The organism is Parasphingorhabdus halotolerans (assembly GCF_012516475.1).
GTDB lineage: Bacteria > Pseudomonadota > Alphaproteobacteria > Sphingomonadales > Sphingomonadaceae > Parasphingorhabdus > Parasphingorhabdus halotolerans.
In genome coordinates this window covers 872,655-899,392 of record NZ_CP051217.1, presented here as the reverse complement: position 1 = coordinate 899,392, position 26,738 = coordinate 872,655, and the positions used below count along the sequence as shown (strand labels likewise).

25 protein-coding genes and 1 pseudogene are annotated in these 26,738 nt (G+C 53.9%); 18 read left to right on the top strand and 8 right to left on the bottom strand.

The features are described from left to right. Positions 1-80: 80 nt before the first annotated feature. The 10 genes and pseudogenes from HF685_RS04360 (at position 81) to HF685_RS04315 (ending at position 10,160) form a co-directional block, all read left to right on the top strand. Positions 81-2,207: a PA5441 family protein gene (locus tag HF685_RS04360; RefSeq protein ID WP_168818454.1), complete on the top strand. Its 2,127-nt coding sequence runs from the start codon at positions 81-83 to the stop codon at positions 2,205-2,207. Continuing rightward, positions 2,207-2,953 carry a DUF3142 domain-containing protein gene (locus HF685_RS04355; protein WP_168821237.1) on the top strand — a complete coding sequence of 249 codons (747 nt, stop codon included), beginning with the start codon at positions 2,207-2,209 and terminating at the stop codon, positions 2,951-2,953. Before HF685_RS04360 ends, HF685_RS04355 begins: the two co-directional genes overlap by 1 nt. 100 nt (positions 2,954-3,053) lie before the next feature. Next, complete coding sequence (locus HF685_RS04350) at positions 3,054-3,830, top strand: outer membrane protein assembly factor BamD (protein ID WP_211051456.1); 777 nt, start codon at positions 3,054-3,056, stop codon at positions 3,828-3,830. 63 nt (positions 3,831-3,893) lie between these two features. Further along, positions 3,894-5,558 (top strand): DNA repair protein RecN, encoded by a 1,665-nt coding sequence (gene recN, locus HF685_RS04345; RefSeq protein ID WP_168818452.1) that lies wholly within the window; start codon positions 3,894-3,896, stop codon positions 5,556-5,558. Beyond that, complete coding sequence (locus HF685_RS04340; protein WP_168818451.1) at positions 5,558-5,938, top strand: putative quinol monooxygenase; 381 nt, start codon at positions 5,558-5,560, stop codon at positions 5,936-5,938. Before recN ends, HF685_RS04340 begins: the two co-directional genes overlap by 1 nt. Next, entirely contained in the window at positions 5,939-6,286 is a 348-nt protein-coding gene (locus HF685_RS04335; protein ID WP_168818450.1) for a hypothetical protein, read from the top strand. It abuts the gene before it with no gap. A gap of 89 nt (positions 6,287-6,375) precedes the next feature. Then, positions 6,376-6,762: an endonuclease domain-containing protein gene (locus tag HF685_RS04330; RefSeq protein ID WP_168821235.1), complete on the top strand. Its 387-nt coding sequence runs from the start codon at positions 6,376-6,378 to the stop codon at positions 6,760-6,762. A 50-nt stretch (positions 6,763-6,812) separates the two neighbouring features. Continuing rightward, positions 6,813-7,272: pseudogene (locus HF685_RS16690) on the top strand (NAD-dependent DNA ligase LigA); the annotation flags it as partial. 147 nt (positions 7,273-7,419) lie between these two features. Then, on the top strand, positions 7,420-8,973 hold the full coding sequence (gene ligA / locus HF685_RS04320; protein WP_168818449.1) for an NAD-dependent DNA ligase LigA: 1,554 nt from the start codon (positions 7,420-7,422) through the stop codon (positions 8,971-8,973). Between the two features lie 11 nt (positions 8,974-8,984). Beyond that, the gene (locus HF685_RS04315; RefSeq protein WP_246218741.1) at positions 8,985-10,160 is read left to right on the top strand and encodes a sterol desaturase family protein; all 1,176 of its coding nucleotides are present in this window, start codon (positions 8,985-8,987) and stop codon (positions 10,158-10,160) included. A gap of 58 nt (positions 10,161-10,218) precedes the next feature. Here the strand turns inward: HF685_RS04315 and HF685_RS04310 are convergent, their stop codons facing one another. Then, positions 10,219-11,073 (bottom strand): sterol desaturase family protein, encoded by an 855-nt coding sequence (locus HF685_RS04310; RefSeq protein ID WP_168818448.1) that lies wholly within the window; start codon positions 11,071-11,073, stop codon positions 10,219-10,221. Between the two features lie 110 nt (positions 11,074-11,183). On the opposite strand from HF685_RS04310, the gene HF685_RS04305 reads away from it, so the two are divergent. Continuing rightward, positions 11,184-11,849 (top strand): Crp/Fnr family transcriptional regulator, encoded by a 666-nt coding sequence (locus tag HF685_RS04305; RefSeq protein ID WP_168818447.1) that lies wholly within the window; start codon positions 11,184-11,186, stop codon positions 11,847-11,849. A gap of 63 nt (positions 11,850-11,912) precedes the next feature. On the opposite strand, the gene HF685_RS04300 is transcribed toward HF685_RS04305, so the two are convergent. Further along, positions 11,913-12,575: a TIGR02117 family protein gene (locus HF685_RS04300; RefSeq protein WP_168818446.1), complete on the bottom strand. Its 663-nt coding sequence runs from the start codon at positions 12,573-12,575 to the stop codon at positions 11,913-11,915. 65 nt (positions 12,576-12,640) lie between these two features. Between HF685_RS04300 and phhA the strand changes: the two genes are divergently transcribed. Beyond that, positions 12,641-13,537 carry a phenylalanine 4-monooxygenase gene (gene phhA, locus HF685_RS04295; RefSeq protein ID WP_168818445.1) on the top strand — a complete coding sequence of 299 codons (897 nt, stop codon included), beginning with the start codon at positions 12,641-12,643 and terminating at the stop codon, positions 13,535-13,537. Between the two features lie 7 nt (positions 13,538-13,544). On the opposite strand, the gene HF685_RS04290 is transcribed toward phhA, so the two are convergent. Together HF685_RS04290 and HF685_RS04285 are read right to left on the bottom strand one after the other, a co-directional pair. Beyond that, a complete protein-coding gene (locus HF685_RS04290) occupies positions 13,545-14,531 on the bottom strand; it encodes a 50S ribosomal protein L11 methyltransferase (protein WP_168818444.1) in 987 nt (328 codons plus the stop codon). Beyond that, on the bottom strand, positions 14,524-16,404 hold the full coding sequence (locus HF685_RS04285) for an ABC-F family ATP-binding cassette domain-containing protein (protein ID WP_168818443.1): 1,881 nt from the start codon (positions 16,402-16,404) through the stop codon (positions 14,524-14,526). Before HF685_RS04285 ends, HF685_RS04290 begins: the two co-directional genes overlap by 8 nt. A gap of 296 nt (positions 16,405-16,700) precedes the next feature. On the opposite strand from HF685_RS04285, the gene HF685_RS04280 reads away from it, so the two are divergent. Continuing rightward, entirely contained in the window at positions 16,701-18,185 is a 1,485-nt protein-coding gene (locus HF685_RS04280; RefSeq protein WP_246218740.1) for a spinster family MFS transporter, read from the top strand. A gap of 169 nt (positions 18,186-18,354) precedes the next feature. Then, on the top strand, positions 18,355-20,406 hold the full coding sequence (locus HF685_RS04275; protein WP_168818442.1) for an amidohydrolase family protein: 2,052 nt from the start codon (positions 18,355-18,357) through the stop codon (positions 20,404-20,406). Positions 20,407-20,408: 2 nt separating this feature from the next. On the opposite strand, the gene HF685_RS04270 is transcribed toward HF685_RS04275, so the two are convergent. Both HF685_RS04270 and HF685_RS04265 read right to left on the bottom strand, forming a co-directional pair. Then, the gene (locus HF685_RS04270; RefSeq protein ID WP_168818441.1) at positions 20,409-21,089 is read right to left on the bottom strand and encodes a spermidine synthase; all 681 of its coding nucleotides are present in this window, start codon (positions 21,087-21,089) and stop codon (positions 20,409-20,411) included. Positions 21,090-21,101: 12 nt separating this feature from the next. Next, the gene (locus HF685_RS04265; protein WP_168818440.1) at positions 21,102-21,821 is read right to left on the bottom strand and encodes an SDR family NAD(P)-dependent oxidoreductase; all 720 of its coding nucleotides are present in this window, start codon (positions 21,819-21,821) and stop codon (positions 21,102-21,104) included. A 212-nt stretch (positions 21,822-22,033) separates the two neighbouring features. On the opposite strand from HF685_RS04265, the gene sdhC reads away from it, so the two are divergent. The 4 genes from sdhC (at position 22,034) to HF685_RS04245 (ending at position 25,598) form a co-directional block, all read left to right on the top strand. Further along, positions 22,034-22,444 carry a succinate dehydrogenase, cytochrome b556 subunit gene (gene sdhC, locus HF685_RS04260; RefSeq protein WP_168818439.1) on the top strand — a complete coding sequence of 137 codons (411 nt, stop codon included), beginning with the start codon at positions 22,034-22,036 and terminating at the stop codon, positions 22,442-22,444. Positions 22,445-22,458: 14 nt separating this feature from the next. Then, a complete protein-coding gene (gene sdhD, locus HF685_RS04255; protein WP_168818438.1) occupies positions 22,459-22,848 on the top strand; it encodes a succinate dehydrogenase, hydrophobic membrane anchor protein in 390 nt (129 codons plus the stop codon). Beyond that, positions 22,848-24,665, top strand: coding sequence for a succinate dehydrogenase flavoprotein subunit (gene sdhA / locus HF685_RS04250; RefSeq protein ID WP_168818437.1), 1,818 nt, complete (start codon positions 22,848-22,850; stop codon positions 24,663-24,665). The genes sdhD and sdhA overlap by 1 nt, the downstream gene beginning before the upstream one ends. A 312-nt stretch (positions 24,666-24,977) precedes the next feature. Next, positions 24,978-25,598: a LysE family translocator gene (locus HF685_RS04245; protein WP_168818436.1), complete on the top strand. Its 621-nt coding sequence runs from the start codon at positions 24,978-24,980 to the stop codon at positions 25,596-25,598. 47 nt (positions 25,599-25,645) lie between these two features. Here the strand turns inward: HF685_RS04245 and HF685_RS04240 are convergent, their stop codons facing one another. Together HF685_RS04240 and HF685_RS04235 are read right to left on the bottom strand one after the other, a co-directional pair. Beyond that, positions 25,646-26,191, bottom strand: a complete 546-nt coding sequence (locus HF685_RS04240) for a hypothetical protein (RefSeq protein WP_168818435.1) — start codon at positions 26,189-26,191, stop codon at positions 25,646-25,648. Between the two features lie 51 nt (positions 26,192-26,242). After that, positions 26,243-26,737, bottom strand: a complete 495-nt coding sequence (locus tag HF685_RS04235) for a hypothetical protein (protein WP_168818434.1) — start codon at positions 26,735-26,737, stop codon at positions 26,243-26,245. Position 26,738: the final 1 nt, after the last annotated feature.

The following is a 26,738-nucleotide window of genomic DNA, read 5'->3' as shown; positions in this document are numbered from 1 at the left end:
CGGCCCTTTTTTGTGCCTCTTGTTGTTTCAAAGTCTCGCTGTAAACTCGCTCAAACGAATCTCTCAGCGAGTCATCTAATATGCCAAAATATCTGTATTTCGCGATCATGCTTCTTGCTAGCGCGATTGTGACTGCTCCGGCGCAAGCAAGCGCAGATGGCGGCTGTTATCCCGAATGGAAGTTGGGAACCGAGTCCACTTGCGCCAGCGTCGTAGTGCTAACGCCGGGCAACGATACGCGGGCCAATATGTTGCTGCTGCTCGCTGATCTGGTTCCAGCGTCGCCAAAATTCAAATATCCTGAAACGGACTGGTATGAAGGGCAGGGCAATAATTACTTTCGCTGGTCCACCTTTGATCAAGCGCTCTATCCGCGCAAACCAGAAAAAGAAGATCAATCCGATTTCGGACATTCGCGATGCCAAACCTATCATAGTGGAACGAAATTATTCGTTGCGGAACTGGATGCTGCCAAAATCAAAACAAACGAACGACAAGCGCTTATCGCAGCCCGCGCCAGTTTGTTCTCGATCTGCGCTGATCCCGAACAAACCGGATATGCCTCCTACCGCTTCTCGAACGAGCAGAAAGAACAGGTGAAACTGCGATGGGAGGATCCATCGGCAAAAATCCAATCGAAACAGGGGCAGGAGTTTCTGACCTATCTGCTCGGCGCAAAAGCATTTTATGCGGGCGAGTTTGAGACGGCGCTGAATAGTTTTGCCGCGCTGACAAAGAGCTCCAACGGATGGCTCAAGGAAACCGCAATTTACATGATCGGCCGGACGGAAGTTAACCGCGCGCAGGTATCCGCCTTTGGAGAATGGGGCGACTTTGAAGGGCCAGACGCGGTCGACAAAAAGGCCATCGCCAATGCCGAGAAAGTCTTCACTGCCTATATCAAAAATTTCCAAAACGGACGCTATATCGGATCAGCAAAAGGATTGATGCGGCGGGTTTACTGGCTGGCAGGCAATGATAAGGCGCTGGCGGCGTCTTATCAGCAGATGCTACTCAATGTTAAAAACCTTGATCCCGGCGCCTTTGCCGAGGAGGCCGATAACAAACTGTTTTTCAACAACAATATGCGGGACGACATTTCTGACCCGCTGTTGCTGGCAGTCATTGATCTTGTGCAAATGCGCCAGCCTTATGGCGATGACAAGCAGATCAGCTTGCAGACACTGGAAGCGCAAAAGCCGATGATTGCCGCTAATCCGGCGCTCTATGAGTTTCTACTGGCCAGCCATGCGCTCCATGTTGAGGGTAATGCCCGCAAAGTTCTGCAACTCATCCCGGACGCGGCGCGACAGGAGAGTTTCAGCTATTTGGAATTCAGCCGCCAAGCATTGCGCGGCATGGCATTGGCCAAGCTCAAAGATCGCAATGAGGAGGGGTTCTGGCGGGATCTGATCGCTGGTGCGAAAAAGCCCTATCAGCGGCCGTTTGTTGAACTGGGGCTGGCAAGAAGTCTGGAAGCCAAGGGACAAATCAACGCCGTTTTTGCTGCCGGTTCTTTGGTTCAGGACAGAACAATCCGCGAGATATTGCTGCAGCATTCGGTTGGTCCGGATATCTTGCGCCGCGTCTCAGGTGACAACACTCGCAGCGCTCACGAACAGCAAGTGGCGCTCTTTACTTTGCTCTATAAGCAGCTCGCCAGTGGCGATTATTCCGGCTTTCTCAAAGACGCAAAATCAATCCCGGCGGATGCAGAAAGCGGCGGTTATCTGACCATGCTTCATGCCGATGAAAATGTGCCTCTGGGTCTTTTCAGCAAAGGCACGTGGCAAGACGGTTTCAATTGTCCCAAACTTTCCGATACTGTTTCAGCCTTGGCAACAAACAGCAATGAACCCCGCGCAAGACTTTGCATCGGAGATTTTATTCGCCTCAATGGCTTCGATTATTTCAGCTTTAATAGCCAAAAGCCAAAAGATGGAGCGCTAGGCAGCGCGCCTTCAAAATTCGCCAGTGATGAACTGGTGCGTCAGGACATCTACAAGGAAATTATCGCAAATCCGCGTGCTGGCGCTGACAACCGGGCTTATGCGCTTTATCGCGCGGTCTATTGCTACGCCCGCACCGGCAATAATGGTTGCGGCGGCGAGGCCGTTCCGTTGTCACAACGCAAAGCGTGGTTCCAGCAATTGAAAAACAGCTATCCCAACTCGCAATGGGCGAAGGATCTGAAATATTATTGGTGATGGGACGACACCACAATCTTTGGCTTGCCTGTTTTCTGCTACTGACCACTACCAGCGGTTGTGAGCGTAGGGATACTGGAAATCCTGTCAACGCCAGCAAATATGACAGCTTCTGGCTGTGGGCGGGCGTCAGGCCACAGCCGGTCCTCGACCAGGCGAAAACTGTTTACATATTAGAAGGTGAAGTGCGCGCGTCCGATCTGGAGTCGTTGGTATTGCTGCGGCCTGAAACACCGGAAATCAACCACGCCGATATCTGGATGGTGGTTCGCGTGGAAACCCTTGATTTGTCGCCGGACGTATATCGGCAAATATTTGCAAGGCTTGAGCGATGGTCCGGTAAAGGCAATCGGCTGGTTGGTATTCAGATCGATTTCGACGCTAATACCCGCAGCCTTGGACGTTATGCCATTTTTTTGCGGGACTTCCGTCGGCGGCTTCCAGAAAAATATGGACTTAGCATAACCGGCTTGCTTGACTGGAGTGCCAACGGCGACCCCGCCGAGCTGGCCGCCCTCTCGGATGTCATCGATGAAGCAGTGTTCCAAGTGTATCAGGGTCGCAAAACTATCGGGGGATACGACCGATGGCTCACGAAGCTTGATGCGCTGCCCATGGCTTTTCGCATCGGTCTGGTACAGGGCGGTGAATGGACCGAGCCCCAGTCCCTGCCGAAAAACCCACATTTTAAAGGATATGTAGTCTTTCTCCTCAATCCCGCCGTGCAGAATGATCCGGTGGATTAATCTCCGGTAAAGCTGGAAAGTAACATGAGCGAGAGCTTATCGCCGGTTTATTCTTGGCGGGATCGGATCAAGCGGTTATGAGGACGACAATATGAAAAACATGATAACAAAAGCGGCTCTTTTGGGCCTCTCCGTAACCGCACTGTCTGCTTGTGGAACTCTTGGCGGCGGCGATAAAGGCGCGGATACCAGCTACGTCGCTCGCGACGTTGATACGCTGTACAATGCGGCGAAAGACCGGCTGGATCGTGGTCAGGCGAAAATTGCGGCCGCGCTGTTTGATGAAGTGGAGCGCCAGCACCCCTATTCTCCGTGGGCCCGCCGTGCGCAGCAGATGAGCGCTTTCAGCTATTATGTCGCTGGCGACTATAACAAAGCAATTGAATCTTCTCGGCGTTTCTTGTCCATTCACCCCGGCAATAAAGACGCGCCTTATGCCTATTATTTGATCGCGTTAAGCTATTACGAGCAGATCGGCGATGTTACGCGCGATCAGAAAATTACCGAACAGGCGCTGACAACTTTGGGTGAAGTGGCGCGCCGCTACCCCGATACACGCTACGCTGCAGACGCACGACTCAAGATGGACCTTGTCAATGATCACCTTGCTGGCAAGGAAATGGAAATTGGCCGTTTCTACCAGCGTCGCGGACAATGGCTCGCGGCAACGATTCGTTTCCGCGAGGTTATCGAAAAATATGAAACCACAACACACTCGGCGGAAGCTTTGATGCGGTTGACTGAGAGCTACCTTGCGTTGGGTATTCCGGCTGAAGCCAAGAAAACTGCTGCCGTATTGGGCGCCAACTATCCTGGCTCAAAATGGTATGAGCGCGCTTTTGAACTGGTCAACAAGCACGCTGCCTCCGAGATTTAATATAAGTTCATCGGCACCGTTTGGGCCGTTGCAGCTAACGACAAGCTGATTTAAGAGAAGGCTGTGCTGCAGTCTTTATCCATCCGCGACATTGTGCTGATTGAAGCTCTCGACCTTGATTTCGGGGCGGGCCTCTCTGTGCTGACTGGCGAAACTGGCGCGGGTAAATCTATCCTACTGGACTCGATGGGGCTGGCGCTTGGCAACCGCGCCGATAGCGGGCTTGTGCGGCAAGGAATGGAAAAGGCGCAAGTAACCGCGACTTTTGATGCCCCTGATCCGGCAAGTAAATTGGCGGTATATCTTGCTGATAATGATATTGAAATCGAACCCGGCGAGCCACTGATTATTAAACGCTCGGTCAAGGCCGATGGCGGCAGCCGCGCATTTATCAACGATCAGCCTTGCTCTGCGGCGTTGCTGCGGGAAGCGGGTAACCGGCTGATTGAAATTCACGGCCAGCATGACGACCGCGGCCTCATAAACCCGCGCGGACACCGGGCTTTGCTGGATACGTATGCCGGCTCTGATCCTGCTAAAGTGCGTCAGGCGTTTGAAGGCTGGCAGTCAGCCAAAGTCGCGTTGGAGCAGGCAATTGCCGATCAGGAAGCAGCCGAACAGGACCGCGAGTTTCTGGAGCATAGCGTTGCGGAGTTGAGTAAATTCGCACCGCAACCGGGCGAAGAGCAGGAATTGGCTCTGGAACGCGCTACGATGATGAAGGGTGAAAAGCTCACCGGTGATCTGGAAGCAATCCGGGCTGCTTTTGATGGCTCCAATGGCGGGCTAGCCAGCTTGCGTGCCGCAGCGCGGCGGCTTGACCGGATTGGTGAGGATCATCCGTTACTGGCAGAGGCTTTGGGCGCGCTTGATCGCGCTGTTATAGAAGCCGGTGAAGCCGAAGAACTGCTAAATAAAGCGGCTGATGCCCTGATGTTCGATCCGCAGCGATTGGATGATATGGAGACGCGGTTATTTGAATTGCGCGCTCTGGCCCGTAAGCACCGGGTTGAGCCGGAAACACTGGCGAAATTGCTGACCGATATGGAAACGCGGCTTGCGGCGATCAGTGATGGCGGGCGTTCATTGAAAACCTTGGAGGCTGGATTAGCGGAAGCCAAAAGCTCCTATATTGCGGCGGCCGAAATGCTGCGCCTGAAGCGTCAGAAAGCGGCGAAGGCGCTTGATAAAGCCGTCGCGGGCGAGCTGAAACCGCTGAAACTGGATGCGGCGCGGTTTGAGACTTTAATCGAGCCTCTGGACGAGCTTCGCTGGGGCGGAAACGGGATGGACCGGATCGAATTTCTGATTTCAACCAACCCCGGCGCACCGCTTGCACCGCTTGGTAAAATTGCGTCCGGCGGAGAGCTTTCGCGGTTCATATTAGCGTTAAAAGTAGCACTGGCGGAAGAAGGCGGCGCAGGAACGATCATCTTTGACGAGGTTGATCGCGGTGTCGGCGGCGCTGTCGCAGCAGCGATTGGTGAACGGCTGGCAAAGCTGTCCAAGGCGGCGCAGCTTCTGGTTGTCACCCACTCCCCGCAAGTGGCATCCAAAGGCGATGCGCATTTCCTGATTAACAAATCGATTGCGGGCACAGTATCCCGCACTGATGTCGCGGCTCTTGACGGGGAAGGCCGGCGGCAGGAAATTGCGCGGATGTTGTCGGGTGCGGATGTGACGGATGAGGCCAGGGCGCAGGCGGACCGGTTGCTGGAGGGGGTTTAATGATTGGTCGGAGGGAAATGCTGGCGTGGATGGGCGCAGCGACGCTATCCGGTTGTATGACAATGCGAGGAGCAGAGGTGATGGAAGAAATATTAGCCTACGGCATTATCGGCCAGATGAAGGTCGCGGCGGGCAAGCGCGATGAACTGATCGCGATACTGGCCGCAGGAACCCGCGATATGCCGGGGAATATCAGCTACACGATCTCGAAGGACCAGAGCGATGAAAACGCGATCTGGATCACCGAATATTGGGAGTCTAAAGAGGCTCACGCGGCATCTCTGCAGCTTGTGTCGGTACAAGCGGCGATTGGTAAGGGAAGGCCGATGATAGAAGGCTTTGGTCACCGGTTTGAAGTAACGCCGGTTGCGGGGCTTTGAATGAGGCTTGCACTCAATTTGCTGGCAACAATGCTGCTTTTTGCATGTTCTGACCCGGATCCCGGAGCATTTGAAGTCGAAGTGCTCGATGGAACAGCACAGGGCGCTGTTTTAACTCTCTATAATGTGTCCACCGATATGCGAAAATCTGACAATGGATTCGTTGGAGAACGTGTCACGCCAACAGATGGTTCCGGAGAAATATTGGTCAATATGCGCGATGGAAGTCTAATAAATTGTAGCATTGGCTATGTTACGCACGGTTTATCTTATCAAATGAAGTATAGGATCGAGGGTGGACGTTGCGAAATGACTCAAATGTTTGAGGATGTGAATGGGAGTCTCTGATCTTTCCCAAGCAGAAGTCGCCAACGCCCTGACGCCTCTTCTTAAGCCCCTCCTTCTTGAAGGAGGGGCTTAAGATAGTGGTAGATCGAATGACCTTGTTGGACCGTGCCCGGGAAATGCGGAAAAATCCTACGGAGCCTGAAAAGCGGTTTTGGAGGCATCTTTCAAATTCGCAATTGGAAGGGCATAAATTTCGGCGGCAGGCGGTGATCCAATATTACATTGCCGATTTCGTATGTCCGCATAAAAGACTGATCATCGAGGTCGATGGTGACACGCATGATAGCGATGCGGATTTCAAAAGAGATGAGCGGTTGAAAGAGCAGGGTTATCGGACCGTTCGGTTTTCCAATATTGATGTGATGGATAATATTGACGGGGTTTTGACGGCTTTGCTTAAGGCGCTTTCTCAATCCCCGGATCGTTGGCGCAAAACCACCCCCAAACCCTCTTTTGAAAAGGAGGAGATTCAGTGAGCGCAAAGTCCATAGCAAACCTCTCCGAAGCTGAAGCTGCGAACGAACTCATGCGGCTTGCGCGCATAATCGCGAAGCATAACAAGCTTTATCATGCGCAGGACACACCGGAGATTTCCGATGCGGATTATGATGCGCTGGTGCGGCGGAATAATGAGCTGGAAGCGGCGTTTCCGCATCTGGTGCGCGATGACAGTCCGAACAAGCTGGTTGGAGCGGCGGTAGCCAATTCTCCGCTGTCTAAAGTCGCCCATGAACAGCGGATGATGAGCCTGGATAACGGATTTTCCGACGAAGACATTGCTGAATGGCTGGCGCGGGTGCGGCGGTTTTTGAACTTGGCTGAAGACGCGCCGGTTGCGGTGACGGCGGAAGATAAAATCGACGGGCTATCTTGCTCGCTGCGTTATGAGAAAGGCGAGCTGGTGCTCGCTGCGACGCGCGGGGATGGGCAAGTGGGTGAGGACGTGACCGCCAATGCGGCGATGATTGCGGATATTCCTGAGAGGATTTCACCCCTCCCCTTCAGGGGAGGGGCCGGGGGTGGGGACGTGTCTTTAGGTGGTTCCGTTGATTGCATTCCCCACCCCAACCCTCCCCTGAAGGGGAGGGCTTTATAGCATTCCCGATCTTTTTGAAATTCGCGGGGAAGTCTATATGGCTAAGGCTGATTTTATCGGCCTGAACCAGCGCCTGATGGACGAGGGGAAGGCAGATGCCGAGGCCAGGAACATTCCCTTTGACCCCAATAAAATCCGCCAGTTTGCCAATCCCCGCAATGCCGCCGCCGGCTCGCTGCGCCAGAAGGATGCGCAGGTTACGGCCAGGCGTCCGCTGAAATTCTGGGCGCATGGCTGGGGCGTTTCGAGCGATATTCCGGGCGCGACGGCTTATGACGTTATGGAGGCGATGAAAAGCTGGGGCGTGCCGGTTTCGCCGATGGTGAAACGCTTTGAAACGCTGGATGAAATCCTTGCGCATTACCGGCTTATCGAGGCGGAGCGGGCCGATTTACCTTATGATATTGATGGCGTGGTTTATAAGGTGGACCGGCTGGATTATCAGCAGCGGCTCGGTTTTGTGGCAAAGGCTCCGCGCTGGGCATTGGCGCATAAATTTCCCGCTGAACAAGCACAGACGACGCTGGAGAGCATTGACATTCAGGTCGGCCGGACAGGCAAGCTGACGCCGGTGGGTCGCCTGAAACCAGTTACAGTGGGCGGCGTGGTTGTGTCCAATGTCACCCTCCATAACCGCGACGAAATCGAGCGGCTAGGCGTGCGTCCCGGCGACCGTGTTGTGATCCAGCGGGCAGGGGATGTCATCCCGCAGGTGGTCAAAAACCTGACCCGCGATGAAAACCGCGCCCCTTATCATTTTCCCGATCATTGTCCGGAATGTCATAGCGAAGCCGTGGCCGAAGAAGGCGAGGTTGATGTGCGCTGCACCGGCGGGCTGATCTGCCCGGCCCAGCGGTTTCAGCGGCTTGTACATTTTGTATCGCGCGCGGCGCTGGACATTGCCGGGCTGGGCGAAAAGAGCATTGCGGAATTTATCGAGGCTGGTTTTATCGAAAGTCCTGCCGATATTTTCCGTCTGCACCAGCACCGCGATGAAATATTGGCGCGCGGGGGGTGGCAGGAAAAGTCTGTGGATAATCTGTTGGCGGCTGTGGAAAACAAACGCTCGGCAGATGCGGCGCGATTCCTGTTCGGACTTGGTATCCGTCATATCGGCGCGGTCACTGCGCGGGATTTGCTCAAGAATTTCACAACTTTGCAGAAACTGGCAGAGGTCGGCAAAGCGGTTCGTGAGAGTGAAGCGGTGCGCGAGGAAATTACCGCAATTGACGGCGTCGGGCCGACTGTTGCACAAGCTTTGGCCGATTTTTTCCACGAACCTCACAATGTCAAAGTATGGGACGATCTCCTCAACGAAGTATCGCCGCCCGACTATATCGTCGAAACCAAGGACAGCGCAGTGGCCGGGAAAACTGTCGTGTTCACCGGCAAGCTGGAAACCATGAGCCGCGATGAAGCCAAAGCGCAGGCCGAGGCCTTGGGCGCGAAAGCATCAGGTTCCGTCAGTAGTAAGACCGATCTGTTAGTCGCCGGTCCGGGCGCGGGGTCGAAAATGAAAAAGGCGGCGGAGCTGGGGATTGAAGTGATCGACGAAGCGGCATGGGCAGAAATTGTTAAAGCAGCGGGTTAGAGGATAGCGACGTGGCGACAAAAGCGAAAAAACCAAAACAGGGTGTGTTGAAACAACTCGCCAAAGATCTGGAAGCGCCAAAGGAAGTGCGCCGGTTCGGTAGCGGCTGGTTTGCCGGGTTTTTCGCGATTGTCATGGCGATTGCGGGTCTGGGCATGGTGGTCGCGCTACGGTTTCCCGAATGGTTTGCAACGCCGGAACTGGCGGCGGTTAAAGAATGGACCGGCTTTCGCGGTGCCATTCATATATTATTGCTAAGCTCTTACGGGCTGGCATTGCTCAGCCTGCTGCTGCGCCCGCGCAAAATTCTCGGGTTCACCGCGCTGGCGATTGGAATTTTCGCAGCCATCCTCGGCGGAGCCAATGTGCAGCCTGATGAAACCCGCAATTTCGGGATATTTTTCGGGCTGGATTTTTTCATCGTTAATCTGGTGGCGACCGGGCTGATGTTCGCTCCGCTGGAGCGGATTTTGCCGCACCGCCGAGCGCAAAGATTGTTCCGTATCGAATGGCGGGAAGATTTATTCTATTATCTCGTCAGTTCGATGATGGTGCAGGCGCTAACTTTTTTGGCTCTCGCACCGTCCAATGTTGTTGTGTCAAACACGAATAGCTGGGATGCTTTTCGCGCCGCCGTTGCCTCTTTTCCCTGGGTGATCCAGTTTGTGATCGTGCTGTTTGCAACCGATTTTGTGCAATACTGGTTCCACCGGACATTCCATCGCTATCCGTTTTTATGGGGCTTTCATGCGGTGCATCATTCATCAAAATCAATGGACTGGCTGGCCGGATCGCGAATGCATTTTATAGAGATTATTTTGCTGCGCGGAATCACGTCTCTGCCGATGATGACTTTAGGATTTAGCCCTTCGGTGTTGCAGGCCTATATCGCATTTGTATATATCTACAGCTCGCTACTGCACGCCAATATCAAGGGTGATTTCAACTGGCTGGGTCACTGGATCGCTACGCCGCGTTTCCATCACTGGCATCACGGGCTGGAGCGCGAAGCATTTGATGTGAACTATGCGATCCACTTTCCAATTATCGACAAAATATTCGGGACATTTCATTTGCCGGAATCACGCTGGCCGGAAAATTACGGTATTCCGGAAAACGTGCCCAAGGGCTATCTCAAGCAATTTGCCTATCCATTGACCCGCAAAAAACCGGAATATGAAGAATAAAAAAGGTTGGCGGATTTATAAACCCGCCAACCTTTTCTCTCTCCAAAGCTCTGTAATATCAAACTTTGGCGACAGCTTCCTTGGCGGCCAATTCTTTGACACCGTAGCCGCCTTCTTTATTCTCCGGAAATATCGGCCAGGCGAGCTGCTGGCCCAATGTGGCGGGCGCGAGGTTCTCTACGCCGTAGCTGTCGGGATAGCGGCGCGTGATTTTTGCTGTTCCGAACAGGATGTCCCAGAAAAACAGCAGGTTGCCGTAGTTACCTTTATAGTTGGTCGCGCCGTCTTCCATATGGCGGCCGTGATGGGCGTGATGCGTTGCAGGTGTCGAGATTATACGCTCAACTACCCACATGATCGGCGATAATGCTTTGATATTATAAAGCGGTTTGTCCCATGCAACATCACTATGCGCGCCGACTATCACTGCCATTTTCACGACAATATAACCGACATAGACCCAGCCGAGGCCTAGATAGATCAGGACGCCGGAAAACCAGATGCTGGGCATCAGGAAATAATAGAAAATATTATTCCGGTAAACCAAGCGAACGCTCATATATTTCGCGTCATGATGGGCGCGGTGGAGATTGTAGAGGAACGGGATGCGGTGCGAGAGGCGGTGCATCCAATATTGCGTCATGTCGTCAAATACCAGAAACAGCCCTATCGCCGCGAGAAGCGGGATATTGGCTAGTGCGCCTGCTAATTGCGGAGCAGCACTGCCCATTAAGAACTGCGCTGATAGAATAATGAAAGGCTGCGTAAATACGGTCAGTACAATCGAACCGATAATTTCAACAAGCGCGTCTTTGGGAGTCTGATCAGGCTTGCTGAACAAATTGGTGCGGAATAATTCCAACAGTCCAAATAACAGGAATATTCCTAATATCGCGAACATTTCCGGGCGCATGGCATCTCTCCAAAGATTGCTTCTGTCATGCAAAAGGCTTGCATTTGAAGGTTCAATAGCGCATCCGCTTTGCTCAGAATGCAAACTAGTTATCATTTGAAATTTTTTCGGTGAATGTTCCGCCGCCCATTGGAGCGACCGGATTTATTTCCGGTCTCCCGGACGACGTCCGGCGGGATTTGTTGGCGCGCGGTCATGTGCGGATGTTTGCCAAAGGCCAATCGATACAGCAGCGCGGTGATCAAGCCCGGGAATTCTGGTATGTTCAAAGCGGTTCGGTGCAGATTGGCCGGTACGCGACTGATGGTCGCCTGACACTCTTCGCTTTGCTGGGGCCGGGCGAGACATTCGGCGAATTGGCGTTTCTCGGAGACTTTCCGCGCACTGTGGATGCGATCGCCGGGAGTGAAACTGAATTGGTCCGGATCGGCGAAGCGGAGTTTCAAAGTCTGCTGGCATCGGATGGAGATGCCGCGCGATTGCTCTTCCGCACAATGGCGTTGACCGTGCAGGAGGCTTTTAATCTGGTAGAGGCGAGCAGAAATCTATCGACGGAACAGAGGCTGTTGCAAGCACTGGTCCGGCTGTGCGGCCATCAGGAGAGCGATATATTCCTTCCGGTTACACAGCAGGAACTGGCTGATCTCGTCCGTGTGTCCCGAATCTCTGTTGGAAAAGCGCTAGGGAGACTGGAAAAAGCATGTCTGCTTTCAAGAAGATATGGCGGAATTTTAATTGATAATAAAGTGGCAATCGAATCCATGCTGGAAATTTAAATGACCATTTTATCGTAGTGTTTGTCGCGGCGGCATTGGTTTCCTTGCTTCTTATTCCAAAAGCTACGGTAAAGTCGGTTCTGCTTTCTCCGGTACCCACCGCATTACCCCACCCTGAAAAGGTGTCCATCGCCCGGTCCTCACGCCCGCTTGCCGAAGTACATCGCTGGTCCAGCTATTGCAGGTGTAGAAGGCGTTGTAGTGACCGCGCGCGTGATAGAATAAATCATCTTTTCCGTAACCGCGCGACGGCGTCGGCAGTCCCGCGTCATTAAGCACAAATCGCGCCCGGATTGCCGCCGCGATTTTGCGATATTCCACTTCGCTGACCTTCAGGCTTCTGCGATAATGCGGATAAGCCTGTGGATACGTAAGGTGGTAGACGTGGACAAGTGTTTCATCACTGCCAAATATTGCGCTTGCGGCGTCGGACACCCGCAAATCTCTCCAGTATCGGGTGTTCCGGTAGACGCCGGCATGACCCCAGCCGACTAAAATATGACTGCCATACAGCGCAGGGTCGGTCATATGCTCCGGGCGGATAAGATCGCTCCAATCGTGCGCATCGGTTCGGATCGGCATGATGATACCAGTATGCAGACCATTGGTTTCGACGAACAGCTCAATACCATCATCGGGGCTGTTCCACGATTGGTTGGCGGGTAAAATGCTGCCGATCAAGGCTGCCAGTAAATAGAATAAAATGATGATAGCCAACGCGATCAAGCCTCTTTTCAACCATTTAAACCATGAAGTTGCCATTGAAACCTGTTTTACTGTAGAGTGAGAAAATGCTCGCTACCCCTGATCCCGCAACACATGTTTATGACAAGCCCCCTGCGCATGCAAATCCGGACTGGACGATTGATCAGGATTGGCGGTCTTACAACGCTGAGCAGCACGAGACCTGGGACATATTATATGCGCGGCAAAAGGACATGCTGCCGGACAGGGCGGCGCAGGCGTTTCTTAACGGTATTGACATTTTAAAGCTGTCAAAACCCGGCATTCCCGATTTTGCTGAACTCAACCGGATATTGATGGATACAACCGGCTGGCAGGTGGTTGCCGTTCCAGGACTTGTTCCGGACGATGTTTTTTTTGATCATCTCGCCAACCGGCGCTTCGTTTCCGGCAATTTCATCCGCCGCCGGGATCAATTGGACTATTTACAGGAACCCGATATTTTCCACGACGTCTTTGGCCATGTGCCAATGCTCGCCGATCAGCGCTTCGGTGATTATATGGCAGCTTATGGACGCGGTGGATTGCGCGCATTGGAATATGGCACGCTCAAGCAGCTCGCCCGGCTGTACTGGTACACCGTCGAGTTTGGACTAATTCAGGAACCCGATGGCCTGCGGATATATGGTGCAGGTATCGTTTCCAGCTATGGCGAGAGCATTTTTGCGCTGGAAGATCCCAGCCCGAACCGGATCATGTTCGATTTGGAGCGGATATTGCGCACGGAATATAGGATTGACGATTATCAGCAGAATTATTTCGTCATACCCAGTCTGGATGAATTGCTCAGGGTGACGGTTGAGACCGATTTTAAACCGGTTTACGACAAGATTGCTGATCTGCCGGATATCAGGATTGCGGAAATTGTGGACGGCGATGTGGTGTTGACTAAAGGCACACAGGCATATGCGCGATCGCAATCAGGTGAAGCGACCGTTGTTTAAAGAACGTTTAGCATTCGCCAAAATAGTCAGCAGCAAGCGGTGATTTGGGTTGGCGTGTTGGTCGTATTCGGCCATATCTGCGGGCCTTGACCAAAGTCAAACATGGCCATTCGCTCTCCAGTCTCGTGCCGCGCAGCCGAAATCCGGCCTTGGCGTAGGCGCTGACGACCGCAGGCTTTTGATGCACCAAAAGACCAGCGAGAATGAGTATTGTGCCCGGCTTTGCAGCAGCCGCAATTTGCGGGGCGAGACTGACCAATGGCCCGACCAATATATTGGCGATGATCAGATCAAACGGCGCGCGCCGTTTGAAGGCCGGGCTATCTAACCCATTGCTTTGGAGCAGCCGCACCGCACCGCGACGATGGCCCAACTTGATATTATTGGCGACGGCATTGGTCTTGCTGACTTCCACCGCAACGATATCAATATCGCTCGCAATAATTTTTGCGTGCGGCCACAGGTGATTAGCGGCAAAGGCCAGCAATCCGGTCCCGGTGCCGATATCGGCAATATTCCGAAAGCTGCGACCCTGCTGTTTCAGGCGATCCAACGCTTCCAGACACCCCATTGTTGTTTCATGGTGGCCCGTACCGAAGGCCTGGCCCGCATCAACGCAGATGTTGTGAATGTTCAGAGTATCCAGCGGCGGACTGTTAGAAGTGTGCACATAAAAGCGGCCAGCGCGCAGCGGCTCAAGGCCCTGCTGACTCATCGTCACCCAATCTTCATCACCGAGTTTTTCGATTGTGGGTTTCGCAGTTGTCGACGGTACAAGCTTTGCAATATTGCGCAGCATCTTTGTGTCTGGCTTGGCGTCACAATAGACGTCAATTGCCCAGGCATCAGGCTTTTTCGGGTCATCTTCCCGGGTGACAATTGTCGGCACACTATCTGTTGATGCGATAAAAAAATTATCTTCCGCTAATGCCTCCGCCTCGGCGCGGGAGCAGGGCAAGGATATTTTCCAGGTCACTGTAACGCCATCAGGCATTTTCGGATTCTACCTCCAATACATCGCTCGCTTCCATCCAGCGCGCTTCGGCCTTGTCGAGCTTCTCCTGCATCTCGGCTCGCAGTTTCATCAGTTCGGTCATCGTGTATCCGGCTAGCTGTTTTTCCGCTGTTGACGGGTCAAACATCGCGCGGTCGATGGCGGAGACGGTGACGCTATACATCTCCATGTCCTTTTCTGCCGTCTTTATCGCCTTGCGCATTTCTGTTTGCAGCTTGCGTCGCTCGGCAGCAGCGCGGCGTTCCTCCTTGCGATTGCCGCCTCCGGATTTGCCATCCGATTTCGATTCCTGATTTTTGCCGAGTACGAAATCGGTATAATCACTCAGCGTTCCGGCAAATTCTTTTGCCTGTCCGCTATCGACCATTATGAGTCGGTCGGCGGTCAGCTCCAGCATGTGCCGGTCATGGCTTACCAATATTACCGCGCCGTTATATTCGTTGAGCGCGTGCACCAAAGCCTCACGAGCATCGACATCGAGATGGTTGGTCGGCTCATCAAGGATCAGCAAATGCGGCGCATCGCGGGTAATAAGCGCTAGTGCGAGACGCGCCCGTTCCCCGCCGGAAAGCTTGCCGACTTTTATGGTCGCTTTGTCGCCGGAAAAGCCAAACCGGCCAAGCTGTGCGCGCACGGCGCCGGGCTTCGCTTCCTGCATAAGGCGGGTCATATGCTCCAGCGGCGTATCGTCGGTATCCAGTTCTTCCACCTGATACTGGGTGAAGTAGCCGACGGTGAGCTTCCCGGATTTATTGATCTCACCCTGCTTGGGTTCCAACTGGCTGGCCAGCAAACGCGCAAGAGTGGTTTTGCCATTGCCGTTCCGTCCCAAAAGCGCGGTGCGGTCATCCGGATCAAGCCGTAAATTGAGATGCGACAAAATGATATTATCACCATAGCCGACCGCCGCATCATCCAGCGTGATCAAAGGTGGCTTGAGTTCAGCGGGGCTGGGAAAATGAAAGCTGAGCGAGGGGTCGTCTATAGCGGCAGCAATCGGCTCCATCCGCGCGAGCGCCTTTACGCGGCTCTGCGCCTGTTTTGCGCTATGCGCCTTGGCACCCCAGCGGGTGACAAAGGATTGTAACTTGTCGCGCTGCGCAATTTGTTTTTCCCGCGCGGATGCCTGTTGTGCTTGCCGCTCGGCGCGCTGTTTCTCAAACGCATCATAGCCACCGGGGTAGAGTGTCGTTTTGCCGTGCTGCAGATGCAGAATATGATCGACGACATTGTTGAGCAGATCGCGCTCATGGCTCACTACCAATATAGTTGCCTGATAGCTGCGCAAGAAATTCTCCAGCCAAAGCGTGGCCTCCAGATCGAGGTGGTTGGAAGGCTCATCAAGCAGCAGCATCTCGGGCTGCGAAAACAGCAAAGCGCCCAGCGCTACGCGCATCCGCCAGCCACCGGAGAAACTATCCATTGGCTGCGATTGCGCTTCTTCGTCAAAGCCCAGACCGATCAGAATTTTGGCGGCACGGGCCGGCGCGCTATGCGCTTCGATCATGTTCAGGCGTTCGTGAATTTCGCCGATACGGTGCGGATCCTTGGTGGTCTCCGATTCATGCAACAAGGTCGCACGTTCGGTGTCTGCAGCCAACACAGTTTCTAGCGGAGATGCCAAACCGGCGGGAGCTTCCTGGGCAATATAACCCAGTCGCGCATCCTTGGGCAGGTCAATGCTGCCGTCGTCCGGCTCGAGCATTCCGGCAACCACTTTCATCAGGGTCGACTTGCCCGCACCGTTGCGGCCAATAAGGCCGACACGCGCACCGGGCGGAAGCGCGGCCGCTGCGCCGTCCAATATGGTGGTGCCGCCGAGGCGCACTGTTACATTGTTGAAATTGAGCATGGGGCGCTCGTTAGCGGAGGATCGTCGATTAGGCCAGTGATAAGGTAAGGCCGATAAGGTGGCAGCGCAGTAAGTGTGCAAATTGATTATCCTGTCTGGAGTTTGTTAAACCTTGTCGATCAGCCAAGACCATTGGACCTCGCGTAAAGTTTGCGCTTCTATTCGTGTTTGAAATAGCTATGCTCTGAAAATTGGGATGTCGGCTGGTGTGTTTTATCAGTCGGCTGCCGGTCCGAACTTTTCATCACTAGAAACAAAAGTGAGAGGAGGTCGGAAACGAAAACAGGAGTGAGGATTTGGCTGAAGCGGCAGTGGGCGACCTATCGACGGATCACGCGGGCGGGACCCCGGAAACCGGTTATGGCACAAAGAGTTACCGTAATTATATTTTGGGCATGTTGCTGACGGTCTATATTTTCAATTTTATCGACCGCACGATCATCAACATTCTGACCGAGCCGATCAAGGAATCGTTCGGCGTCGAAGATTGGCAGATGGGATTGCTCGGTGGTCCGGCCTTTGCGATCCTCTACACATTTGTCGGCATTCCCATTGCGCGCTTTTCCGAGAAAAATCATCGGGTTTGGATTATCGCTGGTTCGATAGCGTTATGGAGCCTTATGACAGCGCTTTGTGGTTTTGCGACCAGTTTCATCGCGCTTTTCGTTTTCCGTATTGGTGTCAGTATAGGCGAAGCAGGCTGCTCACCGCCAGCGAACTCAATCATCGCCGATTATTTTATTCCCAAGGAGCGTTCTACGGCAGTGTCGGTATACGCTTTGGGAATACCGCTTGGCGGGATGGTAGCCTATATTTTTGGTGGATTTATTGTCGGCAATCTTGATGGCCCGATCGTTGGGGCAATGCTGCAGAGTTGGAACTGGACATGGGCGGTAAATGCGCTCGATTGGCAGAATATCGAAGGTTGGCGTGTGGCATTTGTGGTCGTCGGTGTTCCTGGAATCATTGTTGCGATGCTTGTTAAAATGACGATCAAGGAACCACCACGCGGCTATACCGATCCCGCCGAAATGCAAAATAAAGAGCAGGTTGGCTTTGGCGAAGTTCTAAGAATCCTGACGCAAAAACCGTCCTATTGGCATGTCACAATGGGCGTCACCATTGCTTCGTTTGTGAATTACGGCGTCGGGCAGTTTTTCGTCTCTTTCCTGATTCGCACGCATGAAATGTCGATATTCGACGCGTCGGTGAAAATCGCAATGGCGCTGGCGGTGATGGCCTCTATCGGCACCTATATGTCGGGTTTTTTGGCGGACAAATATGCTGAGCGCTTTCCGAAGGCATTGGCGCTCATACCAATGTTTGCACTGATCGGCGTCATTCCAATGCATGTCACCGGATATTTGACTGATTCCTTGTGGATAGCAGTGCCACTGTTGATGGTCGGCCAGATGCTCCTCTATACCTATTTGTGTCCGCTCTATGCAGTGCCCAGCGGTGTCGTGGACAGCCGGATGAGAGCAACGGCGGTGGCGGTCACATTGTTCATCGTCAATCTGCTTGGCTATGGTCTCGGGCCGCCATTGATTGGTGGCCTTTCGACTATACTGAATGCGACCTTCTTGTCCGGTATAGATCCATCGCTGACCTTGGAAGCCTGCAAAGCGTCGAACCTTGCGGCGGCCGCTCAATCGGCTTGTGATTCCGCTAATGCTGACGGGCTGCAATGGTCGATGGTTATCTTCAAATGTCTCTATGTCTGGTCTGTTTTTCACTTCTATATGGCGAGCAAGACAATCCAGCGGGATATGGGGCGGTAAGCGGAGATCGCGGGCTTTTGCCAGTGTTGCAATATTGCGGATGCGGGATTGGTTTAAAGTCTGCTTTGTCCACATCATTACGTTGAAAAGTCGGCGTTTAAAAAGAAATTGCTTAAAGAACTAAGCGAGTGCAACAATACGGCGTCAGGATTCAAAGAGAGAACGGTATATGCGGAAATTTTTCATTGCGGCACTTGTCGCCTTTGCCTTCACATCTATTTCGACCGCGGTCGACGCCGAACCCATCAAAAAAGAAGAATTGATGAGCGCGCCCGATGACGCGCGCCATTATGCCATCAGTTCTACTGCAGGCAAGCATGGTGATATCTGGTCGTGGAAGCTGGCGGATGGATCAATAGCTTACCGTATGTCGATGTCGCTTCGGGGCTGGATTACGGAAACTGATCAGACTGTTGCTTTCGGTCCTGATGGCCAACCGGTGAAGATTGCCATTCGCGGCTTTACTGATTCCGGTGACGCAACCGAAGATTTCCATGTCGATAAAAATGGTATGGCCCATTGGAAGACTTCAGTTGATGAAGGTTCTGCACCTTTGGGTGAAAAGCGCTACAATAGCTATGGCGGACCGTGGTTAGCCGGCGAGCATGACATAGAGGCGCTCGTTGCTGCTGGTGAAAAGGGAATCGACCTTTTGCCATCCGGACGTGCCAGCATGACCATCGGCCAAGCGGTGGAAATTGAGGGACCCGATGGCCCCGTCACAGTGAAGCTTGCCTTTGTAAGAGGTTACGGGTTTTCGCCCTCTCCGGTATGGCTTGACGCGGACAACGGATTTTTCGGTTTTTCGGGCGGCATGTCACTGCTGCCAGTCGGTTATGAGGCGAACGCGCAGAAACTGAAAGATATTCAGGAGGATGCCACAGCCGAGATGGTGCGTGATGTCGCGCGCAATTTTCTTGTCCCTGAAAACGCGACCCCGACTGTCATCAACAACGTTCTCCTGTTCGATTCCATCGCGGGCGAATATCTGTCTGGTCAGTCAGTTGTCATCGCTGAGGGCAAGATTGCAGAGGTCGGTGCTTCAGGGTCGCTTAAAGCGCCTACAGATGCGACCGTGATTGACGGTAAGGGCAAGACACTGCTCCCCGGCCTGTGGGACGCGCACTTGCACGTTGGTGATGACTGGAATCTGCTCCAGAATCTGGCGACTGGCCTGACAAACTATCGTAGTCCCGGATCGCTGATCGAAGATGCGCTGAGCATCAACAAGCGCCGTGCAGCAGGCGATCTGCTGGCACCGGAGGGTAAGGTATCGGTGATCATCGACCGGAAGGATCCGCTTGCGGCGCAAGGTTCGCTCACGGTCTCGTCGGTCGAAGAGGCAATAGTAGCGGTCAACAAGGTTAAGGAAGCTGGCCTGTGGGGCGCAAAATTTTATACCTCCATGACACCCGAGTGGATTGCCCCAGCAGCGGCTGAAGCGCATAAGCTGGGTCTGCACGTGCACGGCCATATTCCAGCAGGCATGCGACCTATTGAGGCTGTTCGCGCCGGTTATGACGAGATAACCCATATAAATTTCATAATGATGCAAGCCATGCCGCAAGAGGTAGTCGACAAATCAAACACGGCGGCGCGGCTGGAGGGTCCGGCCAAATACGGGAAAGATGTCGATCTCGACTCACCTGAGATGACGGCCTTCTATGCCGAACTCGCCGAGCGCGGAACTTATATCGATCCCACATTGGTGGTATGGGAGCCGTTGATGACGTCGGACGGAAGCGATTTAGCGCCGTCTTATGCACCGTTTGCAAAGGTTGCGCCGCCCTCTGTTGCCCGTGGATGGAAGATCGCAGGTTACCCGCTATTCGATGGACTAACGCGTGACGATTTCCGCAAGAGTTTCAATAAAATGGTCGGGCTGGTTGGCCGGCTTCATGACGCGGGTGCGCCGATCGTTGCGGGTACTGATGGCTGGGGGCTGGAATTGGTCCGCGAACTTGAACTATACCAGGAAGCGGGGATGACCAATGTTGAAGCTTTGCAAAGTGCGACCATCGTGCCCGCCAAGATGACCGGCATGGACGAGAATTTCGGTTCGATCGCGCCGGGAAAGGTTGCAAATATCATTCTGGTCGATGGCGACGTGTCGCAGGATATTAATAACCTCCGCCATGTTGATACCGTGTTTTTGGATGGTTATCGCTTAAATGCCGAGGCGCTGCGCGAGGCAAGCGGGCTGTCGGGTATGCCCGAATAGACTTACTCGTTTGTCGCCAGCCAGATCGTGTGTTTCGCACCTTTGCCATTGGCACGGGCGCTAACGGTTTTTTCTTCGACTGCAAAACCGGATTTTTGCAGCCGTTTGCCAAAAGCAGCATCAGGTCCGCTGGACCAAATCGCCAGGATGCCGCCTGCGCGCAATGCGGACTTGGCTGTGCTCAGCCCGGTCATGCCATATAGTTGCTCATTGTCACCCTTGGTCAATCCATCGGGTCCATTGTCGACATCAAGCAAGATCGCATCGTATTCGCGGTCGGCGGCTGCAATAATCTTCCTGACGTCCCCGATACTGATTTTGACGCGGGTATCGTCAAGGCAATCGCTGGAGAGCTCTGCCATTGGTCCGCGCGCCCAATCCACAATGGCGGGTATCAGCTCAGCCACTTCGATATGCGCCTGATTTGGCAAAACGGTGAGTGCTGCCCGCAAAGTGAAACCCATGCCATAACCACCGATCAAAATACGCGGGTTCTTCGCTCTAAGTCGCTTGCAGGTGAGGGTGGCCAAGGCTTCTTCCGAACCGCTCAGACGGCTATTCATGAGTTCGATCCTGCCCAGCATGATCGAAAATTCATCGCCACCCTTCAGCGTTCGCCGGAATAGCCGCAACTCTTCGCCGCCAGGAATAGCCGCTGTGCCGAGCAGTTCGCGCTGGATCATTTAGCGGACCATCTAGCGAACAAAGCTCGCGCCATTGGCATCCAGCACGGCACCGGTCATGGATGGAGGCGCATCAAGGGCGCAATATTTTGCCATGCTGGCAATTTCTTCCGGCTGGGCGACGCGGCCCAAGGGAATGTCAGCAAGTAATTTGTCGCCGCCGCGGCTTGCCAGATATTCCTCTGCCATGCCCGTCATCGTGAATCCTGGGCAAATTGCGAAGGCTAATATCTCCTCACGCGCGTAGGCCCGCGCGATGGTTTTGGTCATCGCCACCATACCGCCCTTGGATGCCGCATAATGCCAGTGGTCCGGGCTATCCCCGCGATAGGCGGCGCGGCTGGCTATGTTGACAATCCGCCCGCCGCTCCCGCGCTCCCGAAAATGCAGTACGGCCAATCGGCAGAGTTCTGCTGATGCTGTGAGGTTAATCTGCATTGTCCTGTTCCAGCTATCGCGCCATGCCTCATCATCACCCGTCAGCGGGTTAGGATCAAATATACCGGCATTGTTGACGAGAACGTCAATGTGACCATCCAGCCGGTCGAGTGCATCGGCCCAAAGTTGGTTCCCTGCACCGGCTTGCGAAAAATCTGCTTTGATCAGGCCGTTGTCCCCGGAGGTGCTATGGCCTACAACGACTGCGCTGGTTTGATCAAAAGTTTCGAGAATAGATTTGCCGATACCTCTGCTGGCACCGGTCACCAGAATATGCGTTTTTTCTATGGTCATTTCGGCCCAATAGAAGGCTTTTTTTCAAACGTCCAACAGACAGTGTGTCATTAATGCCGTATCGTGAATATCAGCTTTGCCGATAAAAACTTGCTCAAACAACGCGCATCCGGTTTGCATGGCTGTTCCTTTTCGCTAAGGGATTGTCTCAATTGAGAGACTCCGCTAGGCTCTATATCGGGTCGCGGTGTTACATTGTTCAGGGGAAGACTATGGCCCAAGCACCGGGTAAGGCATCGAACCGGCCGTTATCGCCGCATTTGCAAGTATATAAATGGGGTCCAGCCATGCTGGTGTCCATTCTTCACCGCGCAACCGGAGACGGTATGGCGCTGGTTGGTATGCCGCTGCTGGTGTGGTGGCTCTACAGCATTTCCGCCGGACCTGAGAGCTACGAGTATTTCCTTAGCTGGATGAATTTCTATTATCTTGGATATATTGTTCTGGTCGGCATGAGCTTCTCGTTTTTCGAGCATATGTTTTCCGGCTTGCGCCATTTCGTGATGGATGCCGGTGCTGGCTACGAGCTGAAAGCCAATAAAATGTGGTCAGCTGCCGTTCCGCTTTTGGCGGTTTTGGCAACAGCTGCGATGTGGCTCTACATCGCTTTCAAGAATTTTTGACAGGGGTCTGATAAATGGGATCAGGAACAAATATTGGCCGGGTACGCGGTCTGGGCTCTGCCGGTCACGGCGCGCATCACTGGATCATTCAACGCGTAACCGCGATCGGCAATCTTTTGCTTGTGATGTGGCTGCTGTTTTCTTTGCTGCGGCTACCGAATTATGAACATGAACTGATGGTTGGCTGGTTGTCATCGCCACTGGTGGCTGTGCCGATGATGCTGATGCTGGTGAGCATTTTCTGGCATTTGCGGCTCGGGCTGCAAGTGCTGATTGAAGATTATGTGCCGGATCATGGCATCAAATTTGGCTTGATCATCTTTCTCAACTTTTTCGCCATTGGCGGCGCGGCGCTTGGCATTTTCGCTGTTGCCAAAATCGCATTTACAGGAGTGGCTGTATAATGACCGACACGAACGCACAGCCCGCTTACAAGATTATTGACCATACCTATGACACCGTGGTTGTCGGAGCCGGCGGCTCCGGCCTCCGCGCCACTATGGGGTCTGCGGAAGCTGGCCTGAAAACCGCGTGTATCACCAAAGTTTTTCCAACCCGTTCACATACGGTTGCAGCGCAGGGCGGGATTGCCGCCTCTCTTGGCAATAACACGCCAGATCACTGGACCTGGCATATGTTTGACACGGTCAAGGGCTCCGACTGGCTGGGCGATCAGGATGCGATTGAATATCTCGTGCGCGAAGCCCCGCAAGCGGTTTACGAACTTGAACATGCCGGTGTGCCGTTCTCCCGAAATGAAGATGGCACGATCTACCAGCGCCCCTTTGGCGGCCATATGCAGAATATGGGTGAGGGGCCGCCTGTACAGCGGACCTGCGCGGCGGCTGACCGTACCGGCCATGCGATGCTCCATGCGCTTTATCAGCAGAGCCTGAAATATGACGCGGATTTCTTTGTCGAATATTTTGCTATCGATCTGATCATGGAAAACGGTGAATGCCGGGGCGTGATTGCCTTGTGCATGGAAGACGGCTCGATCCATCGTTTCAAAAGCCATGCTGTGGTGCTTGCAACCGGCGGTTCTGGACGCTGTTATTTCAGCGCGACTTCTGCCCATACTTGCACCGGTGACGGTGGTGGGATGGTGCTGCGCGCTGGTCTGCCATTGCAGGACATGGAATTTGTCCAGTTTCACCCAACCGGCATTTACGGTGCGGGTGTGTTGATTACCGAGGGTGCACGCGGCGAGGGTGGTTATCTTACCAACTCCGAAGGCGAACGGTTCATGGAACGTTATGCGCCGAGCGCCAAGGATCTCGCCTCACGTGATGTGGTGTCGCGGTGCATGGCGACCGAAATTCGCGAAGGCCGCGGTGTCGGGCCGGAGAAGGACCATATCCATCTCCACCTCGACCATATCGCGCCGGACGTGCTGGCCGAGCGCCTGCCGGGCATTACCGAAACCGGCAAGATTTTTGCCGGTGTCGACCTGACCCGTGAAGCGCTGCCGGTTGTACCCACCGTCCATTATAATATGGGCGGCATTCCCTGCAATTATCACGGCGAAGTCGTCAATCCGACAAACACGGATCCTGATGCAGTTGTGCCAGGGCTTTATGCTGTGGGAGAGGCGGCCTGTGTGTCCGTCCACGGCGCAAATCGTCTGGGTTCCAACTCTCTGATCGATCTTGTGGTGTTTGGCCGCGCGACCGGTCTGCGGCTTAAAGACAAGCTGAAACCCAACGGTCCGCACAAGCCGCTTCCGGCGAATAGCGCCGATCTCGCGCTGGAACGCCTCGACCATTTCCGCAACGCGAAGGGCAGTATCCCTACTGCCGATCTGCGACTCGAAATGCAGAAAACCATGCAGGCGCACGCAGCCGTATTCCGTGACAATGCATTGCTTGCGGAAGGCGTGGAAGCGATGGACAAGGTCAACGCGAAACTGGCCGATGTCGGCGTGACTGATCGCTCGCTGATCTGGAACACCGATCTCATTGAAACGCTAGAGCTCGACAATCTGATGAGCCAAGCCATGGTCACGATCAAAAGTGCCGCCAACCGCAAAGAAAGCCGCGGCGCGCACATGCATGAGGATTATCCTGATCGTGATGACAAGGAATGGATGAAACATACGACCACAACCTTTGAAGGCTGGGGCGGCAAAGGCGGTAAGGTAGTGATCGATTACCGTCCGGTCCATGATTACACACTGACCGACGAAGCGGAGTATGTGAAGCCGAAGAAGCGGGTTTATTGATAGAACGGAAAGATTTTATTGCTGCGACTTTGTGCAAAACGATGCAGGGTGCATCTTTTGCTGCTGCGTCGCACAATGGAATAAAGTTGGTTTGATCAGCCGTGCCGATAAGACAGGTCAGATGTAAAAGATATTAATGCCGCACTAATCGGCGAAGTTAGCTCGCTTAGACTCGAACTCACTCATTTGCTGGGCAATCGCGTTTGATAGCATCTCCGCTACGTCCTCTGGATCCACGATCACTTCGATTTTCCGGAACAGCAACCCCACAACCACTTCCCGTAACGCCAAAACCGCGATACACGCCTGCTGATGCTTGCGCCAATGCTCCCCTCCTTCCTGCTCGTCGCTCTGCTGGTAGAACTGACACCCGGCCCGAATATGGGCTGGCTTGCTTTGCTCAGTGCCAGTGAGGGCAGGCGGGCGGGTTTTGCAGCGACCGCCGGGATCGGGATCGGGCTGGCGATTATTGCTGCTGCATCGGCGCTAGGACTCGCACAACTCGCTCATGCGTCGGACCTTGTTTTCAATTTGCTGCGCTATGCCGGGGCCGGCTATCTGCTGTTTCTTGCATGGGAGGCGTGGGTCGGCGAGCGGGAAGTTTCACCCGGAGCCGCGGGCAATAGTGACCCGCCAGCAAAGCATTTTCGCCGTGGCATCATCATAAACCTGCTCAATCCCAAGGCTGCGGTTTTCTTTGTCGTCGTTCTACCGGGGTATATTACGGTCAGCCAACCGGTTGCCGCGCAAACCCTGCAGCTATCCTTCGCTTATGTCGGGGTTGCCACGCTGATCCATATCGTCATCGTTCTGCTCTCCGGACGCGCCCACGAATGGCTTATGAACAGCCCGTCCGCGCCGCTGGTGCGACGTGGCTTTGCCCTTATGCTGGCCGCCATTGCGCTCTGGTTTTTCGTAGGTACGTTTGAGTAGGCGTTGCCGAATATAGGTTAGAAAATCGCCATCAGCTTTGGTGGGATCTAAAAGCCCTGCAAATCATAGGCCAGCACCATTTGAAAAGGTTTCGGCGGCGGCAGACAGCCCTGACTCACGGCAATCCCCTTTAAAAAGCTGCGCCGGGCGAAGCCTGCGGTCAGAGCGGTAAAATAATCGCGCTCGGCGGCATTAGCCCCGGTTAGCTCGCGCACCACGCCGCGAAAGGGTATGAGTCCGCCGATCAGTCCGCCAGCGATGCGGCTTGCGCTTTCCTCGCGCATTTCTTCGTCTGAATGGAGCTGAACCTCGTTGACATCCGGGCCGAGCATTGGCCGCAGGCTGACAATTTCTGTGACGATGGCGCGGCAACCTCTCATACCCTGAATATTATAGGGGTCATCCTGTATTTGCAGAAGTCTTGGCGGGATTTTGTCCTTCTTGAGATTTACATCGCGCAATGGCTGCATCAGCGCGTTGCCCATATGCTTTTCCATCGGATCATTGACATAGGGCGTCCGGGAACTGGCATGAGCTGTGCTCGCTATGGCAAGTCCGACGCAAGCAGCAACAAAGGATCTGGCAAAAGCCATGGCTGGTCTCTCATTCTTGCCCCCAAGATTTTTTCGTCCAAGGTTGATATCTTATGGTCGCGCCGGTGCCTTACAGCCGCGTTCGCGTCCTACGCCTTTCAGAAATCCGCGCCGAACAGTTCCTGCATAAACTGCTATATTGTACCGCCGCCGTTCTGCATTGGCGCCAGTGACCTCACCGATTATACCGCCGAAAGGAATGATCGAGCCGATGGCGCTACCCGCCACCCGGCCAGCGGTTTCCTCGCGCTTTTTGGCTTTGCTCTTGTCCACAGTCTCATTGACATCGGGGCCAAGAACATCGTTTAGTTCATTCACTTCCCGGATGATCGCCGCGCAACCACGCAGACCGCTTAGCGAATAGGGCGCATCCTGAATGGCTTGCAATTTAGCCGGAACTTCCTTGCCATCAAAAGGTTCGGTGATTTTATTACCGATTTCTTTTTCGGTCGATTCCTCAGGCTGAGCACCGGTTTGAGCTTGCGCTGGAATTGCTGCCAGAGCGATGACTGCCATGAGCGTCATGATATTGGTATGTGTTCTCATT

What these genes read in the sequence shown, in the direction of transcription:
- HF685_RS04360 (WP_168818454.1), top strand. Translation starts at nt 81, where the DNA reads ATGCCAAAATATCTGTATTTCGCGATCATGCTTCTTGCTAGCGCGATT.
- HF685_RS04355 (WP_168821237.1), top strand. Translation starts at nt 2,207, where the DNA reads ATGGGACGACACCACAATCTTTGGCTTGCCTGTTTTCTGCTACTGACC.
- HF685_RS04350 (WP_211051456.1), top strand. Translation starts at nt 3,054, where the DNA reads ATGATAACAAAAGCGGCTCTTTTGGGCCTCTCCGTAACCGCACTGTCT.
- HF685_RS04340 (WP_168818451.1), top strand. Translation starts at nt 5,558, where the DNA reads ATGATTGGTCGGAGGGAAATGCTGGCGTGGATGGGCGCAGCGACGCTA.
- HF685_RS04335 (WP_168818450.1), top strand. Translation starts at nt 5,939, where the DNA reads ATGAGGCTTGCACTCAATTTGCTGGCAACAATGCTGCTTTTTGCATGT.
- HF685_RS04330 (WP_168821235.1), top strand. Translation starts at nt 6,376, where the DNA reads ATGACCTTGTTGGACCGTGCCCGGGAAATGCGGAAAAATCCTACGGAG.
- ligA (WP_168818449.1), top strand. Translation starts at nt 7,420, where the DNA reads ATGGCTAAGGCTGATTTTATCGGCCTGAACCAGCGCCTGATGGACGAG.
- HF685_RS04310 (WP_168818448.1), bottom strand. Translation starts at nt 11,073, where the DNA reads ATGCGCCCGGAAATGTTCGCGATATTAGGAATATTCCTGTTATTTGGA.
- phhA (WP_168818445.1), top strand. Translation starts at nt 12,641, where the DNA reads ATGCTCGCTACCCCTGATCCCGCAACACATGTTTATGACAAGCCCCCT.
- HF685_RS04290 (WP_168818444.1), bottom strand. Translation starts at nt 14,531, where the DNA reads ATGCCTGATGGCGTTACAGTGACCTGGAAAATATCCTTGCCCTGCTCC.
- HF685_RS04285 (WP_168818443.1), bottom strand. Translation starts at nt 16,404, where the DNA reads ATGCTCAATTTCAACAATGTAACAGTGCGCCTCGGCGGCACCACCATA.
- HF685_RS04275 (WP_168818442.1), top strand. Translation starts at nt 18,355, where the DNA reads ATGCGGAAATTTTTCATTGCGGCACTTGTCGCCTTTGCCTTCACATCT.
- HF685_RS04270 (WP_168818441.1), bottom strand. Translation starts at nt 21,089, where the DNA reads ATGATCCAGCGCGAACTGCTCGGCACAGCGGCTATTCCTGGCGGCGAA.
- HF685_RS04265 (WP_168818440.1), bottom strand. Translation starts at nt 21,821, where the DNA reads ATGACCATAGAAAAAACGCATATTCTGGTGACCGGTGCCAGCAGAGGT.
- sdhC (WP_168818439.1), top strand. Translation starts at nt 22,034, where the DNA reads ATGGCCCAAGCACCGGGTAAGGCATCGAACCGGCCGTTATCGCCGCAT.
- sdhD (WP_168818438.1), top strand. Translation starts at nt 22,459, where the DNA reads ATGGGATCAGGAACAAATATTGGCCGGGTACGCGGTCTGGGCTCTGCC.
- sdhA (WP_168818437.1), top strand. Translation starts at nt 22,848, where the DNA reads ATGACCGACACGAACGCACAGCCCGCTTACAAGATTATTGACCATACC.
- HF685_RS04245 (WP_168818436.1), top strand. Translation starts at nt 24,978, where the DNA reads ATGCTTGCGCCAATGCTCCCCTCCTTCCTGCTCGTCGCTCTGCTGGTA.
- HF685_RS04240 (WP_168818435.1), bottom strand. Translation starts at nt 26,191, where the DNA reads ATGGCTTTTGCCAGATCCTTTGTTGCTGCTTGCGTCGGACTTGCCATA.
- HF685_RS04235 (WP_168818434.1), bottom strand. Translation starts at nt 26,737, where the DNA reads ATGAGAACACATACCAATATCATGACGCTCATGGCAGTCATCGCTCTG.